17 protein-coding genes and 1 tRNA gene are annotated in these 16,487 nt (G+C 64.5%); 7 read left to right on the top strand and 11 right to left on the bottom strand.

The annotated features are described in order from the left end of the window. Positions 1-44: 44 nt before the first annotated feature. Entirely contained in the window at positions 45-716 is a 672-nt protein-coding gene (locus ACYQ3J_RS05830) for a TIGR00266 family protein (protein ID WP_460125751.1), read from the top strand. Positions 717-771: 55 nt separating this feature from the next. Here ACYQ3J_RS05830 and gcvPB read toward each other — a convergent pair whose 3' ends face one another. The 3 genes from gcvPB to ACYQ3J_RS05815 form a co-directional block, all read right to left on the bottom strand. Continuing rightward, a complete protein-coding gene (gene gcvPB, locus ACYQ3J_RS05825) occupies positions 772-2,340 on the bottom strand; it encodes an aminomethyl-transferring glycine dehydrogenase subunit GcvPB (protein WP_460125749.1) in 1,569 nt (522 codons plus the stop codon). 37 nt (positions 2,341-2,377) lie between these two features. After that, positions 2,378-3,739, bottom strand: coding sequence for a BUD32 family EKC/KEOPS complex subunit (locus ACYQ3J_RS05820; RefSeq protein WP_460125747.1), 1,362 nt, complete (start codon positions 3,737-3,739; stop codon positions 2,378-2,380). A gap of 222 nt (positions 3,740-3,961) precedes the next feature. Further along, complete coding sequence (locus tag ACYQ3J_RS05815; protein WP_460125745.1) at positions 3,962-4,486, bottom strand: type 1 glutamine amidotransferase domain-containing protein; 525 nt, start codon at positions 4,484-4,486, stop codon at positions 3,962-3,964. A 93-nt stretch (positions 4,487-4,579) separates the two neighbouring features. On the opposite strand from ACYQ3J_RS05815, the gene ACYQ3J_RS05810 reads away from it, so the two are divergent. Next, entirely contained in the window at positions 4,580-5,776 is a 1,197-nt protein-coding gene (locus ACYQ3J_RS05810) for a PUA domain-containing protein (RefSeq protein ID WP_460125743.1), read from the top strand. On the opposite strand, the gene pdxT is transcribed toward ACYQ3J_RS05810, so the two are convergent. Both pdxT and pdxS read right to left on the bottom strand, forming a co-directional pair. Continuing rightward, a complete protein-coding gene (gene pdxT / locus ACYQ3J_RS05805; protein ID WP_460125741.1) occupies positions 5,766-6,377 on the bottom strand; it encodes a pyridoxal 5'-phosphate synthase glutaminase subunit PdxT in 612 nt (203 codons plus the stop codon). The two genes, ACYQ3J_RS05810 and pdxT, sit on opposite strands and share 11 nt — an antisense overlap. Further along, complete coding sequence (gene pdxS, locus ACYQ3J_RS05800) at positions 6,374-7,435, bottom strand: pyridoxal 5'-phosphate synthase lyase subunit PdxS (protein ID WP_460125738.1); 1,062 nt, start codon at positions 7,433-7,435, stop codon at positions 6,374-6,376. Before pdxS ends, pdxT begins: the two co-directional genes overlap by 4 nt. Positions 7,436-7,763: 328 nt before the next feature. On the opposite strand from pdxS, the gene ACYQ3J_RS05795 reads away from it, so the two are divergent. Beyond that, positions 7,764-8,864, top strand: a complete 1,101-nt coding sequence (locus tag ACYQ3J_RS05795) for a glycoside hydrolase family 130 protein (RefSeq protein WP_460125736.1) — start codon at positions 7,764-7,766, stop codon at positions 8,862-8,864. A 96-nt stretch (positions 8,865-8,960) separates the two neighbouring features. Here the strand turns inward: ACYQ3J_RS05795 and ACYQ3J_RS05790 are convergent, their stop codons facing one another. After that, positions 8,961-9,338, bottom strand: a complete 378-nt coding sequence (locus ACYQ3J_RS05790; protein WP_460125734.1) for a class II SORL domain-containing protein — start codon at positions 9,336-9,338, stop codon at positions 8,961-8,963. 220 nt (positions 9,339-9,558) lie between these two features. Here ACYQ3J_RS05790 and ACYQ3J_RS05785 point away from each other — a divergent pair, with 220 nt between their 5' ends. Then, entirely contained in the window at positions 9,559-10,578 is a 1,020-nt protein-coding gene (locus ACYQ3J_RS05785) for a cation diffusion facilitator family transporter (RefSeq protein ID WP_460125732.1), read from the top strand. A 55-nt stretch (positions 10,579-10,633) separates the two neighbouring features. Then, the gene (locus ACYQ3J_RS05780) at positions 10,634-11,128 is read left to right on the top strand and encodes a metal-dependent transcriptional regulator (protein ID WP_460125729.1); all 495 of its coding nucleotides are present in this window, start codon (positions 10,634-10,636) and stop codon (positions 11,126-11,128) included. 6 nt (positions 11,129-11,134) lie between these two features. On the opposite strand, the gene ACYQ3J_RS05775 is transcribed toward ACYQ3J_RS05780, so the two are convergent. The 4 genes from ACYQ3J_RS05775 to ACYQ3J_RS05760 all read right to left on the bottom strand — a co-directional run bounded on the left by ACYQ3J_RS05775 (position 11,135) and on the right by ACYQ3J_RS05760 (position 13,747). Beyond that, positions 11,135-11,371: a hypothetical protein gene (locus ACYQ3J_RS05775; protein ID WP_460125727.1), complete on the bottom strand. Its 237-nt coding sequence runs from the start codon at positions 11,369-11,371 to the stop codon at positions 11,135-11,137. A gap of 57 nt (positions 11,372-11,428) precedes the next feature. Further along, on the bottom strand, positions 11,429-12,082 hold the full coding sequence (locus ACYQ3J_RS05770) for a hypothetical protein (RefSeq protein ID WP_460125725.1): 654 nt from the start codon (positions 12,080-12,082) through the stop codon (positions 11,429-11,431). Between the two features lie 194 nt (positions 12,083-12,276). Further along, positions 12,277-12,567: a DUF211 domain-containing protein gene (locus tag ACYQ3J_RS05765; RefSeq protein ID WP_460125723.1), complete on the bottom strand. Its 291-nt coding sequence runs from the start codon at positions 12,565-12,567 to the stop codon at positions 12,277-12,279. 196 nt (positions 12,568-12,763) lie between these two features. After that, a complete protein-coding gene (locus ACYQ3J_RS05760) occupies positions 12,764-13,747 on the bottom strand; it encodes a hypothetical protein (protein WP_460125721.1) in 984 nt (327 codons plus the stop codon). Positions 13,748-14,009: 262 nt separating this feature from the next. Between ACYQ3J_RS05760 and ACYQ3J_RS05755 the strand changes: the two genes are divergently transcribed. Beyond that, positions 14,010-15,479 carry a hypothetical protein gene (locus tag ACYQ3J_RS05755; RefSeq protein WP_460125719.1) on the top strand — a complete coding sequence of 490 codons (1,470 nt, stop codon included), beginning with the start codon at positions 14,010-14,012 and terminating at the stop codon, positions 15,477-15,479. Between the two features lie 134 nt (positions 15,480-15,613). Further along, a complete protein-coding gene (locus ACYQ3J_RS05750; protein WP_460125716.1) occupies positions 15,614-16,327 on the top strand; it encodes a queuosine precursor transporter in 714 nt (237 codons plus the stop codon). A 43-nt stretch (positions 16,328-16,370) separates the two neighbouring features. Here the strand turns inward: ACYQ3J_RS05750 and ACYQ3J_RS05745 are convergent. Continuing rightward, positions 16,371-16,446 (bottom strand) — tRNA-Gln (locus ACYQ3J_RS05745). Positions 16,447-16,487: the final 41 nt, after the last annotated feature.

The raw sequence follows: 16,487 nt of genomic DNA, 5'->3' as shown, positions 1-16,487 counted from the left end.
TAAACCCGGCGAGGCGACCCACGCGTTGGGGGGTGCGCTCCTCTTTGAAGTGGCTTGTGGACCATAGGCCCGCCTACTCCACGCTCAAGGTCCAGCTGGAGCCGGGTGAGGAGGTCACCGCCGAGGCCGGGGCCTTCATGCTCGGCAGGGGCAGGGTCTCGGTGAAGACGAGCACAGGCGGGATCTTGAAGGGGCTGCTGAGGCGGTTCATGGGCGGGGAGAGCCTGTGGCTCAACACCTACAGGGCCGAGGGTGGCCCAGCGGAGGTCTGGCTGGTCCCCCCGCTCCCAGGCGACATTGAGGCGTTGAATCTAACCGGGGACTCGTGGGTGATCCAGGACTCCTCCTACCTCGCCCACTACGGTCACGTCGACTTAAGCGTGGCGTGGAGGGGTTTCAAGGGGCTCCTAGCGGAGGGGGAGCTGGTCTGGCTCAAGGCCAGCGGCCACGGCACGGTCTGGGTCAACGCCTACGGGGGCATCGAGAGGGTGAAGGTGCCGGCCGGCGAGAGGGTGGTGATAGACAACTTCCACTTCGTCGCGATGCCAGAGGGCGTGAAGTACAGGATCACCAAGATAGGAGGCCTCAAGACGATGATACTCGGGGGCGAAGGCGTGGGGGTCGAGGTGTGGGGGCCCGCCGAGGTTCTCGTGCAGACCAGGACGCTCCCCGAGCTGGTCAGACTCCTCCTCAGGTACCTCCCACACCGCCGCTGACCCCTCCGGGGCTCCAAGGAGGCGGGCAAGGCGGCGGGGCCCCTGAGGGGACGGGCTACCTGAGGGGGCCGAGCTTGCCCTCCCTCCTAAGCCTATGAACCCTCCAGGTTGGGGTGACGCTCCTCGGGTGGTTCGCCTTCACCTCGTCCACCCTCGCAACGCTGGTGTTGCGGGGGGCGCTGAGGATCCTCGCCGGGTCCCGCCTCGCCTCCTCGGCTATCTCCCTCAGCGCCCTCGCGTAGGCCTCTATGTTCTCGAGCGTCTCGCTCTCCGTGAACTCTATCATCAACGCCTCGGGGACTATGAGGGGGAAGTAGATGGTGGGGGCGTAGAAGCCCCTGTCGAGGAGTGCTTTGGCCACGTCCTTCGCAGTGACGCCCGTCTTCTCCTTGAGGGGCTGGGCGCTGAGCACCGCCTCGTGCTTCCTCCACCTCCCCTCGCCGTAGTGGAGGCTGTACCCCTTGACCCCCCTCATTAGGTGGAGGAAGTAGTTCGTGTTGAGCACCGCCTGCTCCGTGGCCTCCCTCAGGCCGCGGGCGCCGGCGAGGAGCATGTAGACGTAGCCCCAGAGCACCACGCCCGTGTTCGCTATCGTCCCCCTCAGCGCCCCGGGGGCGGGGGGCTCGGGCCACTTGACCCTGAACCTCCCGCTCTCCCTCACCACGACCGGGCCGGGTAGGAGGCTGCTCAGCCTCAGGCCCCCCTTGACGGGGCGGTCCCTCACGCAGACGGGGCCCGCGCCGGGGCCCCCGCCGCCGTGGGGGGCGCCGAACGTCTTGTGAACGTTGAGGTGGGCGATGTCGAACCCCATGTCTCCGGGGCGGGCGTAGCCCATTATCCCGTTCAGGTTAGCCCCGTCGTAGTAGAGGAGGCCGTCGACCGAGTGGACTAGGTCGGCTATCTCGAGTATCCTCTCCTCGAAGAGGCCGAGCGTGCTAGGGTTGGTTATCATGAGCCCCGCTGTCGCGCCTGAAACCGCCGCCTTAAGCGCCTCCATGTCAACGTTCCCGTCCGGCGCTGTGGGGACCTCCACAACCTTGAACCCGGCCATCGCGGCGCTCGCCGGGTTCGTGCCGTGGGCGCTGTCCGGCACGATCATCTCGTCCTTGCCCTCGTTGCCCTTGACGTCGTGGTAGGCCCTTATCGTCAGGACCCCGGCGAGCTCGCCCTGGGCGCCCGCGCTCGGGTGGAGGGTGCACACGTCCATGCCCGTCACGTGCTTGAGCCACTCCTGCATCTCGTAGAGTACCTGGAGGATCCCCTGCACGGTCTCCTCGTCCTGGTAGGGGTGGAGCATCGCGAAGGAGGGGTCGCCAAGGTACCTCAGCGGGAGCTTCGGGTTATACTTCATCGTGCAGCTCCCGAGCGGCAGGGGGCCGGAGTCGACTCCGTAGTTCATCTGGGACAGCCTAACGTAGTGCCTGACCACCTCGACCTCGCTGACCTCGGGGAGCCTGGGCAGGTCCCGCCTCCTAACCTCCACGGGCACCTCGAGCGGGCCAACCTCCTCGGCCACGCCGGGCTCGAGGCGCGGGGGCAGGTAGCCCCTCCTCCCCCTCAAGCCCATCTCTAGGATGAGCGGCTCATCCCAGCGTGCCTGCCTGTAGCCCACCTGGCCACGCACCCCGAGCCCGGGGGGCTGCTCATCTCCAAAAAACTGCTCAGCCGCGGAGCCTCCTGGCGAGCCTCTGCAGCTTGAAGGCTTCCACCGGCGCTATCGCGAGGTTGACCCAGATCCTTGGGCTGGCGAGGATCCTGGAGACCTCCCCCCACAGGCTCCCCGAGGCCTCCCTGTAGGCCTTGAGAGCCTCCTCCACCAGCTCCATGGGGACCCTGAATATCCTTGCGTGCACCGCGAATACTGCGAGGTCCCAGGCGGCGGCCCTCGGGGTGTAGCCCCGGGCCTGCTCCGCGTCTATCAGCCTAGCCCTCCCCCCGGAGACTATGATGTTGCCCGGGTTCGGGTCCCCCACCGCGTAGCCTGCCCTGTGGATCGAGGCGAGGAGGGTGGCGGCGAGCCTCCAGTCCCCGGGATCCCTCGAGGCCAGCACCGGGGATCCCTCCACGTACTCCCTCGCCATCGCGGCGTAGGCGTAGTCGAGGCAGACGCCGTGGACCCGCGGGGTGCCGGCGATGGGCCTGAGCAGCCTCAAGTACCTGTACTCCGCGGCGAGCCTGGACTTCGGCGTGACCCTGTACCTCACGAAGCCCACGGCCACGGGCCGGACGGCGGCCCACTTGAACGCCATCCTGTAGTACTCCTTAACCGCAACCCTGCCCCCGGCACCCGTGCAGACGAGCGTCGACGACGCAAGCCACGGCGCCTTGCACTCGACGGGCTCCCCAACATACCTCGAAGCCAGCCGGGCCGCGCCGCTGCAGGAGAGGAGCAGCTCCCCCTCCGGGATCCTGGCCAGCCTCCAGGGCTCCCCTAGGATCCCGGCCACGCCCCGGGCCGGGCAGGCCTCCACCAGGGCCAAGGGCCTAGGGGCCGCCCTCGCCGCCCGGGCCCCGGCGCCGCGGAGCGCCGCCGTGAACGCCTTGACCGCCTCCCTCGCCCGGAGGGGCCTCGGCCTATACCAGCCGCCCCCCGCGGGCTCCGCGACTTCAGCCGTGAAAGGCTCGTACAGGCGGTCGAGCTCCTCGAGGGCGCCGGGCCTGGAGAGGTATTCCTCATACCTGCACCCGTGGATCCCGGAGAGGATGCTCATCCTGGAGACCGCAACGTAGGAGGGCCGGAGCACCGCGTGGGAGGCCATGGGGCCGAGGCGCAGGGCGAAGTCGTGGACCTGCTCCGCCGCAACCCTCCTCCTATAGGCCCTGGCGGCCGCCGCAACCCTCGACTCAAGCCCCTCATCGCCACAGTCGAGCTTGAACCCGGCGAGGAGCAGGCCGGCCAGCCTCTCCCCGTAAACACCATACTCGGCATCCAGCTCGAGGAGGCTCACGGGGATGCCCCCGCCCCTAGCCCTACCCGTGACCTCGAACTCGAACCCGGCGATCACAAGCGTGCAGGACGCCAACCCGACCAGCCCGGGGAGCCCCCCAGGGCTTCACGTGCGGGGGGCTGCAGTCTAAAGCACGCAGCAGAGCGTGCCGGGGAAGCTCAAGGGGGCAGGGCTCAGAAGCGGCGGGCCGGGGTCACCAGCCCCCGGGACTCCCGGGGGGCCTCCCCGCCCACTACTTTCCTCACCACCCGCCCAGGCTGGGGTGTTGCAGGGTTGGGGGCATAAGGCTTGACGGCCTTAGGAGGGTGTGGGGTACCTCTGCCTGAGGATCCTGATGAACTCCCTCATCCAGAATGGTATGTCGGCGGGGACCCTGGCGGTGACGAGGTTCCCGTCGACCACGACCGGCTCGTCTACCCACACGCCCCCGGCGACCTCTATGTCGTCCCTGATGCCGGGGTAGCTGGTGAGCCTCCTTCCCTTAACCGCCCTTGCGCTGATGAGGAGCTGGGGGCCGTGGCATATTGCGGCTATGGGCTTGCCGGCGTCGACGAAGTGCCTGACTATCTCCTTGGCCCTGGGGTGCTGCCTCGCCCTCTCGGGCCCCCGGCCGCCGGGGAGGACTAGGGCGTCGAACTCCTCAGGGTTAACCTCGTCGAATGACAGGTGGGCCTCGACCTCGTAGCCAACCTTGCCCTTGATCCTACCCTTCACGGGAGCGGCTATCACGACTTCGAAGCCCTCCTCTATAAGCCTCCAGTACGGGTATAGGAGCTCCACGTCCTCAAAGCCCGGGGCAGTCAGGATCAAGGCCCTAGGCATGCGCGGCCACCGCGGAGGCTAGAGGGCTCCCCGGCGGTTTAATGGCTACCATAACGTCCCTCCCCCTCGTGGACGCCTGCGGGTAGGGGAGGCTTGACTGGAGCGTGCGGCACGCCGCTCGAGTACGACGCCGGGCTCCTCGAGAGGCTGGAGCCGGTGCTCGGCGGGCCCGGGGGCGTCTGCAGGGAGATCAAGGCGCTCCTCGCCCCGACGAGCAGGCTCTACGTTAGAGTCAACACTCTAAAAATCAGCGTCGAGGAGTACCTTGACTTGCTGCGGAGCCGCGGGTTGAGGTTCGAGAGGGACCCGGACGTCGAGGAGGCGATATGGCATCCCGTCGAGGGCCCCCTGGAGGTGCCTGTGTTCGACGTGAAGGTGGTCGCCGACAAGAGGGCGGCTGAGTCGGTGCTCATGGGGAGCGACCTCTACGCCCCCGGGGTGGCGTACGCCCCCAGGAGCCTCAGGCCTGGCATGGAGGTCACCGTGGTCTCCGAGAACGGCGTCGTGGTGGGCTCAGGCGTCGCCGTCATGGGGTACAGGGAGATCGTGGAGTCCAGGAGGGGGGTGGCCGTGAGGATCCTCTACCCCCGCTACAGGGCTCCGAGGGTCCGGGACTTGCCGGGGTTCGAGGAGGGCCTCATCTACGGCCAGAGCCTCCCGAGCATGGTGGCGGTGAAGCTCCTCAACCCGAGGCCCGGGGATTTAATAGTGGACCTCACGGCGGCGCCCGGGGGGAAGGTGAGCTACGCCGCGCAGCTCGCGGGGCCCTCCTCGCGCGTCGTGGCAGTGGATAGGCCCAGCAAGGTGGGTAGGCTGCGCGAGAACCTCGAGAGGCTCGGGCTCCACTGGGTGGAGGTCGTCGCCGGTGACTCCCGAAGCCTCCCCGGCCCCCTCTCAAGCCTCAAGGGGAGGGTTGACAGGGTCATAGTGGACCCGCCGTGCAGCAACCTCGGCGTCAGGCCCAAGGTCTACGATAAGAGGGGCCTACGCGACGCTGTGGCGGCGTCACGCTACCAGCGGGGGTTCATCGACGCCGCCGCCAGGCTCGCCAGGCCGGGCGGGGTGGTCCTCTACAGCGTCTGCACCCTAACCTGGGAGGAGGCCGAGCAAAACGTGGAGTACGCCGAGAGCCTGGGCCTCGAGCCCCTGGAGCCCCCGGCGTGGGCGGCGGCGAGGGCCAGGAGGGCGTACGGGGGCCTCCGCTTCACGCCGGCCGAGCACGGCACCCCGGGGTTCTACATAGCCCTGCTCGGGAAGAAGGGGGGCGGGCAGGCTGGGCTCAAGCCTTGATGCCCCTGAGCCAGAGCCTGTGAAGCCTGGTGTCCCCAGTCAGCTCGGGGTGGAAGGCTGTGGCCAGGTGCGGCCCCTGAACGGCTACGACGCCCACCTCATCCCCGTTATGCCTAATCCTACCCGTGATCCTAGCGCCGCCCCAAGCCTTCACCATGGCCGGGGCCCTGATGAACACCCCCCGGAAGGGGGCGTCCAACCCCTCTATGTCCAGGTCCAGCTCGAAGCTCTCCCTCTGCCTCCCGAAGTAGTTCCTGACAACCTCGATGCTCATGACGCCGATGAGGGGCTGCTTCTTCTCGCCGACAACCTTGTCGGTGACCTTCTCAGCCAGCACTATAGCGCCGGCGCACGTCCCGAAGGCCGGCAGCCACTCCTTGACGGCGTCCCTAAGCGGGTCGAGGAGGCCCACTTTCTTCGCGAGTATCCCGATCGTGGTGCTCTCGCCTCCGGGTATGACTATCCCATCCAGCCCCTTGAGCTGCGCGGGCTTCTTCACGACCACGACCTCGCCCTGGACCCCCTCCTCCTCGAAGGCTCTGCGCAGCATGTAGACGTGCTCGTAGACTCCGCCCTGGAGGCCTAGGACGCCTATCTTCAAGCCTCCGCCCCCCTCACCTGGAGCAGCTCCTCCGGCTTCAGGCTCCTAATGTCGATACCCATCATGCTCTTCTGCTCGCTTATCATCCTCTGCGCCTCCGCGACAGCCTCCGGGTCGTCCCACATGCTGGCGGCGAGGACTATGGCCGAAGCCCTCTCCGGCGGGTCCCTGCTCTTGAATATCCCGCTCCCGACGAAGACGCCGTCCGCGCCTAGCCACATCATCAGCGCGGCGTCGGCGGGCGTCGCAATGCCGCCGGCGGCGAAGTTCACCACGGGCAGCCTGCCCAGCCTCGCGGTGAGGTCCACGAGCTCCACGGGAACCCCCAGCTCCCTGGCCTTCCTCAGCCTCTCCTCCGCGGGGAGCGCCCTGAGGGACCATACCTCACCCATTATCAGCTTCATGTGCCTAACAGCCTCCGCAACGTTCCCGGTGCCGGCCTCCCCCTTCGTCCTGATCATAGCGGCGCCCTCCGTGATCCTTCTCAGCGCCTCCCCGAGGCTCCTGGCGCCGTTCACGAAGGGCACCTTGAACAGCCACTTGTTTATGTGGTGCTTCTCATCCACCGGCGTGAGGACCTCGCTCTCATCAATCATGTCCACGCCTATCGTCTCGAGTATGAGGGCCTCGTAGTAGTGGCCAATCCTGACCTTGGCCATCACGGGTATCGTGATGCTGTTCATAACCTCCTCTATAACCTTCACGTCAGCCATCCTCGCGACGCCGCCCGACTTCCTCACGTCGTAGGGCAGCTTGTCCAGTACCATCACCGCAGTGGCGCCGGCATCCTCCGCTATACCAGCCTGCTCAACGTTAGTCACGTCCATGACCACGCCTCCCTTCTGGTACACTGGGAAGCCAAGCTTCACCCTCAGCGTCCCCCGGCGGGGCACGGTGATGGACTCCGGGAGCCTCTCGGGGCCATACGCCATCCAGAGGCCTTCCTCCCTCAGCCTATCAGCCGCCTCGGCGAGCTTGTAGAAGAAGTCGACGATCACGCTAAAGCCAACCTCGTAGAGCCTAACACTACCGCTTAAAGGCGCATAGCCCGGAAGCATCACCAGACACGCCCTCGCAGAACCACAAACCAAGAGCCTGGGGACAATAAAAATACCTTACGCCGGGGCTTGAAGGCCGCAACTCAAACCAGCACGCAAGCCCCCGGGCCACCGCCTCCCCCGGCCAGGGCGAGGCGTCAGAGTAGCTAGGCGCATCGCCAAGGCCCGGCTGCTTCAGGGATCCCCGTCTGGGTGACGCCCTCCCGGGTGTCCTTGCAGCCGAGCCGGCCGGCAAGCATGTAATGCGATAATTATTAATGCGATAATTATTTATGGACGGGGCGCAGCGAGGCTATCGACCCCCACTAAATGCAGGGTCGAGCGGGCTATGTATAGGCCTAGATATGGCCTGCACTTTAAGAGGGCTCAGGGCTTTAGGGAGGCAGCTACTGCTAGGCGCTTCGAAACAGAGGATATTGTTCGTAGGCTAGGTGTTATAGCGCCTCATCGCATTTATTTAAATAACTACCCTGTAAGTAACCCCGTAGCAGCCTTCAACCCCTCGTTAATAGTCGACAATGATGAAGCCATCATTTACGCCAGGATAATAGTAGGGTACTACATGTACGTCTCGGCAATAGTGGCGCTGAGGGTGCCGCTGGAAGACCTGTACTCTGGCAGCGTTAACATGAACCGCTATGCATGCCAGCTGGCAGTATACCCCTCAACCAGATACGACCTGTGGGGCACAGAGGACCCGAGGGTGTACGAGTTAGACGGCAAGCTATACATGACGTACACGGGTAGGACCGTGAACTACTTCGACCCACGCATTCACAGGGAGAGGACGGTGCCGGTGACTGCTGTCAGGGTGGGCAACTACCATGTGTGGAGGAAGGTGCACGTATACGTGCTCCCACCCGAGCTGAGGGAGCATGTTGTAAGCGATAAGGACGCTTTCCTGGTTGACTTCGGCGGTGACCTGCTACTATTTCACAGGCCTCACATGGATGATGACAGCTTCTACCTAACGGTTAGCAGGGTAGACTTAAAGAAGTCGAGAGACGGGGCCGACGGGTTGAAGGAGGTAACCGTGGATGACACTGTATGGGTGACTGACAACGCAGCCTTCGAGAGCAGGATCGGGTGGGCAACGCCCCCAATAAGGATTGGAAGTAACGAGATAATAGCACTGCTACACGGCGTGGATAATGATTTAAAAGCCTACCGCCTCTACGCCATGCTGCTAGAGTACTCGAAAACCGAGGGGATAATAGTGAAAGCCGTCACGCCGACGTACATAATGGAGCCGAAGCTTCCCTACGAGGTATTCGGTGACAGGCCATACACCATCTTCCCATGCGGCCTATGGAGGCTCGAGGGGGATAGGTTTTTGATCAGCTACGGCGCGGGGGACTACATGATAGGCCTCGGCGAGATAGACTTGGACGAGCTCCTGGGCCTACTCGATAAGGGGCGCATATACTAGCATAGCCACTAGCCCATCGGCCCCATTTAAAGACCTGTTGCCCCCCGGGTCTTAGTTTAAAAAGTGGGTGGACGGGCTTTAACCCCTGCTCTCAAGCTACTCCTGGACCTTGATCTCCTTCCTTGCCTCCCAGAGGCCGTGGAGGTTGCAGTAGACTATAGCGTAAAGGGTCCCGCTCTTCTTAAGCGCTATTTTCACGCTGCCCTCGGCCTCGGTGTACTCCGGCTCCCAGACAATGGTCGCTAGCTTGACGGGGTTGTACGGCCTGCCCTCCTCGTAGAACCATAGCTCCACGTACCTTATCGAGTGGTTCAGCTTCATCTCGTGGGGGCCAACCTTCACCCTGACCTCGAACGGCTCGCCCTTCTTAACGACGTCTGGAGCCTCGATCTTGGGCGTGTGGGTTTCAGCCTTTGAGATAACCTGCTGGGGAGCCTCTTCCTGGGTGTAGATCAACTCGCCAAACTTAGGCATTCTCCCCACACCCCACGCTCTCGCAGTCACTATTAGAGTAGTCAAGTTCTACTTAAAAACAGTTTGTATGTAACGGCAGCGGGTCAATCACTTATGAGTACGAGAACGCCGTTCTGCCAAGCGCTCCATGACGGCTTCTCCTAAAAGGCTTCCACGCCCTACTTCATGGATGAAGGCGGCGGTGCAATTAGGCTCCACCCGGCTTTAAGGCTCCCTGCGGATGGAGCCGTGTAAACGCGTGGAGGGCGTCATGCCTGAGACGGGGTTGCTGAGGCCCAACAGGGCTGCGTCGCTGCGTGAAGCCGTGGCGGGGTTGGTGCTGGCCGTTATGGGGGCGGCCGCCAAGCTGCTAGGCGGGGCTCTGTATGGCTCCAAGGCGCTCCTCGTCGACGGTGCGACGTGCGTGGCTGCAGTGCTTTCAGGCGTCTTCCTGGTGGTATGGCTGAGGAGGGCTGCCGAGCCGCCGGACCTCGACCACCCGTACGGCCATGAAAGGCTGGCGTATGGCGCGGTGATCTACACCCTCCTCCTCTTCACGTTCGCGGCTGGAGTAGGCTTCGCCGTACTGGCCGGTGTAAGGCCTTACAGCGTCAGCGGCGAGGCAGTAGTCTACGCCCTTGTGGGTCTCGCCTTCTACACTGGAGCCGTGGCCCTACTGCGCAGGGTCGGCCCCGTGGGGGCCTCCGTGGCCGCTTTCACCTCCAGCGAGATCCTCGAGAGCTTCATTTCAATAATCTCGGCTGCAGGGGGCGCTGCGTTAAGCTACATCATAGACTACGCCGGAGCATGGGTCATAGAGGCATTCATCCTGTACGAGGCGGCAAAGCAAGCCAACTGGATCGTGGCGAGCCTATCGGACCAAACAGACCTAGAAGTGTCGGAGCTTGTGAGGCGAGAGCTTGAGGCGAGGGGCTTCACGGTCAACAGGCTCAGGCTGAGGCGCGTAGTCCCGGGCAGGTATCAGGGCGACGCCATTGTCTCCCCGCCCAAGGACATGCCGGCGCAGGCCGCAGACATGCTTGCCGACGAGGTGATGTCAACCCTGGAGTCGAAGGGCATAGACCTAACCGTGCACGTGGAGCTCGCCCGTGGGCAGTCGACGCGTGCAGAGGGCGACGGCGGGAGAGCCGGGGTCGGACCCTCGCCTCCAGGCGTCTCGAACCCTGAGGGGGAGGGCGGTGCAAGAGAATGCGGCGCAAGACGTAGGGTAGCGTATTGGGGCGGCGAATCCAATAAATGAGCAAACAAAAATATATGGACTCACGTAAACCATGCATTCCAGGGTGTGGGATGTAATGCCGGAGGGGCTGGGGTATTCCAATAGGCTCTACGACTACTTAGGAGCAATATACTGCCTAGGAGGCTTACCGAGGGGTTGCTACGTCAGGATAACCAGCCTGGCTAGGGCGCTTAACGTCGCCCCCTCCACGGTTAGCATAATGGTTAGAAGGATGTCATCCAAGGGGCTGGTGGAGGTGTGCCCGGGCGTTGGCGCCAGGTTGACGGAGAAGGGCCTCAAGGAGCTCGTGGAGCACCTCTGGAAGGTGGGCGTCCTCGAGACCCTCTTCTGCAAGGTGGGCCTCGACGCCGACACCGCTAGGATTGTCAGCCTAGCCGTCTGCGACCGCCTACCCAGCGATGTGGTGAAGAGGCTGCACGACCTCCTGGGCAAGCCTAGGGTGTGCCCCCACGGTAAGCCGATACCGGAGCCCGGCGTAAAGCCCCGGGAGAAGCTGGACTTCTGCGGGCTCCCCTTCCCACCAGCGCAGCCTGGAGAGGAGAGGCGGTAGGGGGCGCTAGGAGGACTTCGGCTTCACCTCCTCCCCCTTGTCCACGTCGATTACCTTCTTACACTTCACCTTGGAGAGTACCTCCTCCAGCTTGTCCTCGGTGGTCTTGTAGGTGTACAGGTACCTCTTAGTCCTAGCCTTCACCTTCACGATGTTCGACTTCCTAACCCTTTTAACCCTGCACTCGACCGCGCGCTCCGTGATCTTAATGAACTCCTCCAAGTCAGTGATCTCCACAGGCACCCCTTCCCACCCCCGGGTCTTGCTCAGCGCTAGAAGCCCCCTGCCCGCTCTTGGCTTTTAAGCGTTGGCCCTCCTGTAGGCTAGTATGAAGCTGAACCCCACAGCGGCCAATGCTATGCTTACGGCTGAAAGCGTGTCATTCGACATCCTGGAGTACCCCACAATCCTGCAGTCAACCTTGTAGGGCAGCCTAGTCACGTTGTCGTCGGGGATTGCCACCACTATCAAGCCCTCCCTCTCCTCCAGGCTCTCCACTACCAGGCCTCCCTCAGCCGTCTTCGCCATGTTCGCGCTGGAGGCCTGCGCGATTACCCCCATCAAGACTAGGGGGTTCGCCTCGATCGTAGCGTGGCCTACTATAACGCCTGCCCTGAAGTCGTGGTGGACCTCCTGGTTGCTAAGCCTGACTCCAACCCTCACCGCCTGGAGAAGCAGGTTAATAGGGTCCCCCTGGACTTTAATGTAGTAGACGGCTTTAGCGCCGGTTACGTTAACCGTAACCCTCTGAGCCGAGGTCGGCGTCGACACCATGATGGCAGCCGCCGAGAAAGACCCCTTCACAGGGACCTCCGACGAGTAGGTTGACTCCACCTTAGCCCCCGCAACGTCAGCCACTATCCCGGCGACCAGCAACGCTACTGCCAGCGCCAGCATAACCCTCCCGGCAACCCACAAAGCGTCGAGGGCCAAGACCCCCATCCTCTCCCGCAAACCCGGCTACGCCGCAGTTATTTCGTATTCAAAAATACCCTCCATGAGGGGCTCCTTAAAACAGCTTAGACTCCGCGAGGCGGCGCATTGCGAAGGTCCGGCGCCGCGGGCAGCCAGCCCCGAGGGGCGGGGCCGGGGCCTCGAGCTGCTAAAGAGCTGGAAGCTGCACCTTGGCAACGCGCTGTTGGCCGGCTTCACTCCTCGAGCCTCGGCTCCTCGATAATCTTCTTGCCGGCGACCACCTGGTCTATGCTGTGTATGACGCATCCAAGCTCTTCTAGCTTGCTCTGCAACTGGCTGAAGTCAATGTTACTCCCCTCAATAGTCATGCTCAGCGTTATGGTGTCGACGTCAATCTCCTTCACGGTTATGTTGACCCCGTCGACTCCAGGTAGGCTTGCCAGAGAGCGTGCTACGTCAACGATGGAGGGGCCCTTTATGGGCTTTAGTATGTCCAGGAGCAACCTCCTCAGAGGAGCTTGCACTACCCTACTCACCCGGCGCCTGCGCCAAGACCCTGGCTAAGGCGCCATTTGAGCCTAAAATTCGCAAACTAAGGCTTTTTAAACGCTTCTTGGCCTCGCCCCGTGGCTAAAGCCTCCCTCGTGGGCCGGGTGCTAGGATCCGGTACTCGGCTGCCCCGGTGGGGACGGCGGAAGGGTCGGCGTGAGAGGCGGAGACTTACGCTGGCCTTGATGGGCCCGCGCGGGTTGAACCCTTGCACCACCATCTCTCCAGGATTCTGGCCACGTCCCTGGCCAGCTCGGCCTTGACCGGCTCGATGAGCCACCTGGAGACGCCGCTCAGCAGGTCACCCACCCTGACCCACCCCAGCCCGGCGACGTCGGTAAGCCTGTCGAGTGCATGGTCAACCACGTGGCTGGGCGCGGCGTAGAAGTAGATCGTCAGGAGGGACCTGTCGTGAGGGCTGCCACCCGTTAGCACGTCTTCAACTAGGCTGGAGAGGCCTGTGCAGTTGAAGGTGGAGTAGAGAAGCCTAGCCAGCCTGGTCACGGGCACCCTCTCCAGGGCGGTGCAGAGCCCGCCCTCAAGCACGTACTCCAGGATCCCCGAGTTGTCGGGCAGCCGCTTAACCCCCGAAACCCTCAAACCCCTCTCGGCGGCGAGGCGCTCGAGGAACCTCGCCCGTTCGGGGCTCGAGGCGCTGCTCTCCTTGGCGACTAGCTCGATGTGGCCGCTCCTCGAGTACCTGGGGAGGTATAGGAGGTCCTCCTTCTCCACCTCAACCACGGCCGTGGCGCTCGCCTCTAGCGCCTCGGCCACGCCGGGGCTTAAGCCTTGGAGGAGCCTTACAGTCATGAGCTGGGGGACTAGCGCTATGAAGGGCCTGCCCCTCTCTATGGCCCCCCTCACGAGCCTGGCTAGCTTAGCGTACCTGTCACCCTCCCCTCCGAGCTTCTCGTACTCGTAAATCTCCACGCCCCCCGGGAGGCCACGCGCGGCTTCAATGATCGACGCCATCACGGGCAGCTCGTCTATGCTCGAGTTCAGACTCTTAACCAGGACGAGCAGGGGGCCATCCCCCCCGGGGGCGCCCTCCTCCGCGGCCAGCCGCTGCACCCCAACGACTCTAACTCTCAAACCCACCATAGTCTCGTAAGCCAGCTGCGCGCAGTACTCCACGTCTACGAGGGGAGCCCTCAACGCCCAGCGAGACCCCTCCGCGACGCCCTCACCCCTAACCCACCCACTCCGGGGGGCTTCATAAGTTAGCCTCGGGCCGGGCTCTGCTGAAGCATGCACGCCACAGCGGCGAACCCCCACGCGCCACCCTAGCCTCTCGCCCCCCGGGTGGTGGAGAGCCTCCCGCAAAGCTGCCTTGCAGTGCTCTGGGCCGTGGCGCTGGGCAATTATGCCTCAACCCATGACCCCAGGGCTCCCCGGGCTTTGGTAAGGGGACTCAGGGGTGCCTAGGCGGGGTACTCGCCTTGGCCCGGCGGCGGTGGTCGCGTTCAGGGCTGCTGTCACACTAGCGGCTCTCCTCGCCAGCGCCGCGGCGAGCCTGGTCCTCGTTAGGAGGCTGGACCCGGCCTCGTACGCGGCGTTCCAGACGCTAACCAGGAGGGTGTCCCTCGTCGCAGGCTTCTTCATCGGCGTCTTCGGGTTCTGGGCCTACAGGTACACGGCCCAGGGTGTGGAGGGCGCCGTGGGGGCGGGCGTGCTCGTCGCGGCCCTGGCTGGGGTCATCGCCTCCGCCGCCGGCTTCGCCGTCGCCGGGTGGCTGGGGCTGGGCCTCCCAGCCTCCCTACTAGCCTCGGCGGCGCTGGGCGCCTTCACCGCCTACCAGGGGCTCTTGAACCTGGTCAACGCCGCCCGGCCGCTTAGGCACCCGGTCCTCCAGCTCTTCTACAGGGTCTTCTACTCGCTGTGCGTCATACTCCTAGTCTACTACCTGGGCGGGGGCCTTGCGGGGGCCCTCGCCTCCGTCGCCCTCTCAGCCTCGGCGGCCGCCGTGCTAGCCGCCCGGTGGCTCCGGGGGAGGCTGGAGCGGCTGCGCGGGGGGCTGAGGGGGTACCTGGCTCTGGTGCGCGAGTGGGCCAAGGGCTCCTCGGCCTCCTTACCCTCCAGCCTGGCGAGGCTGGTGAACGCTCTCGACGTAGCCATCGCTTACCCCCTCGGCGGGGGCCTCGTTGTCGCGGCCTACTTCGCCGTGAGGGCCCCCTTCACGCTTGCGGTTGAGGCTGTGGCAGCGGCCTCAGTGTACCTGACTGGCTTCCTCCTCGGCGGGGGCAGGGTGGAGAGCGCCGTCGGCACGCTTAGGCTCACGCTAATCCCGGCCGCGTTCATCTCGGGCTACGCGCTGGCTAACGCGGGGCCCGTCCTCTACCTCCTGAACCCGGGGTACTCCTGGGCCTCGAGGGCGCTGCGCCTCACGGCTGCCGCCGCCTACCTGGACGTGCTGTCCAAGGTGCTCCTGAACATACTCGGGGGCACGGTGGGGGGGAGGGTCCGCGAGAGCATGGGCGAGCTCAGGGCCCTAGGTTTAACGGCGCTAGCCGGCACCACGGCGTACGTTTCACTGGAAGCGCTCCTCCTACCCCTCGCCGAGACCCCAGAGTTGAAGGCCACGCTCTGGGCCCTGGCGTACCTCGCGGCGACCCTGCTACTCAACGCCCTCCTACTCGCCAGGGCGCCCCCAAGCCTTAGGGCCCTACTCAAGGGGAACGCGGGGGCAGCGGCCCTCTACCCAGCCGTAGCCCTAGCCGCTTCAGAGGCGTTCAGGACCAGCGCCAGCTACCCCCGCTTCTGGAGCCAGCTAGAAGCCATGCTACCCGGCTTCACTGCGTCGCTAGCCCTCTACCTGGGGATCCTTGCCCTCATAGACCCCTTCACCCGCCGGGCTGCCAGGAGGATCCTGGGGCTGCGGCCACTCTAGGGGCCTAAGCCGAGGAGCCCGGGAGTGGCCCGCACATCGCCCCGGCGGGCATGTGAGCAGTGGGGCACCGGTGGGCCGCGGAAGCCCTTTAAGGGGGCAGGAGCTGTCGAAGCCCCAGATCTAGGTGGCGCCCCGTGGGCTCCTCGGAGGCGAAGACTCCGACGTTGAGCGATAGGGATCTAGCCATACTCTTGACCCTATCCGGCCTCTTCGGCGGTGCCATAGTGCTGGCTAACATCATGGCTGGCGTGAAGATTGGCGTGTGGAAGCTAGGGTTCCTAACGCTGGTCGTCCCGGCGGGCACCGTAGCGTACTCCATCACCTTCCCAATAACCGATATAGTGGACGAGGTCTACGGCAAGCGCCCCGCCATCTACATAGTCTGGGGCGGCCTCGCAGCGGAGCTGGGCATGTTCATCCTAATACCCCTGGGGCAGCTGGTCCCAGCCCTCAGCGAGGAGATGCAGGAGCTGTACTCCAGAGTCTTCAGCCCCCAGTACAGGATAGTCCTGGGGAGCATCGTGGCGTACCTCGTGAGCCAGCACCACGACGTGTGGGCCTTCTGGAAGTGGAGGGAGGTAACCCACGGAAAGTGGCTCTGGCTCAGGAACAACGCGAGCACCATCGTGAGCCAGCTGATAGACTCGACGCTGTTCAGCACGATAGCCTTCACCAGCGTGCTACCGGCGTCCCAAGTGGTCTCCATGATACTGACGATGTGGGCCGCCAAGATAATCGTAGCACTAGCCGACACGCCCTTCGTCTACCTCGGGGTCTGGCTCATCACCAGGGGGCAGAAGCCAGCGCCCCAGCCCAGGCTCTCCAAGGTGGCGGCCCCCACGCTCTAGCCGCCCGGGGGAGGCGTGGAGGAGGAGAGCAGGCCCTGCCTCGTGGCAGCCGGGCGGGGATTCGAACCCCGGTCACGGGGGCCAAAGCCCCGCATCCTGGGCCGCTAGACGACCCGGCTACCCCCTCGATGGGGGGCGCGTTAAGGAGGGAAGTCTCTTG

The sequence above is a fragment of the Stetteria hydrogenophila genome (assembly GCF_054657575.1).
This window is presented reverse-complemented; position numbering and strand designations above follow the sequence as displayed.

Bases quoted from the DNA above. Each gene is read 5' to 3' on its own strand.
- ACYQ3J_RS05815 (WP_460125745.1), bottom strand. From the start codon at position 4,486: ATGCCTAGGGCCTTGATCCTGACTGCCCCGGGCTTTGAGGACGTGGAG.
- pdxS (WP_460125738.1), bottom strand. From the start codon at position 7,435: ATGCTTCCGGGCTATGCGCCTTTAAGCGGTAGTGTTAGGCTCTACGAG.
- ACYQ3J_RS05795 (WP_460125736.1), top strand. From the start codon at position 7,764: ATGTATAGGCCTAGATATGGCCTGCACTTTAAGAGGGCTCAGGGCTTT.
- ACYQ3J_RS05790 (WP_460125734.1), bottom strand. From the start codon at position 9,338: ATGCCTAAGTTTGGCGAGTTGATCTACACCCAGGAAGAGGCTCCCCAG.
- ACYQ3J_RS05785 (WP_460125732.1), top strand. From the start codon at position 9,559: ATGGAGCCGTGTAAACGCGTGGAGGGCGTCATGCCTGAGACGGGGTTG.
- ACYQ3J_RS05780 (WP_460125729.1), top strand. From the start codon at position 10,634: ATGCCGGAGGGGCTGGGGTATTCCAATAGGCTCTACGACTACTTAGGA.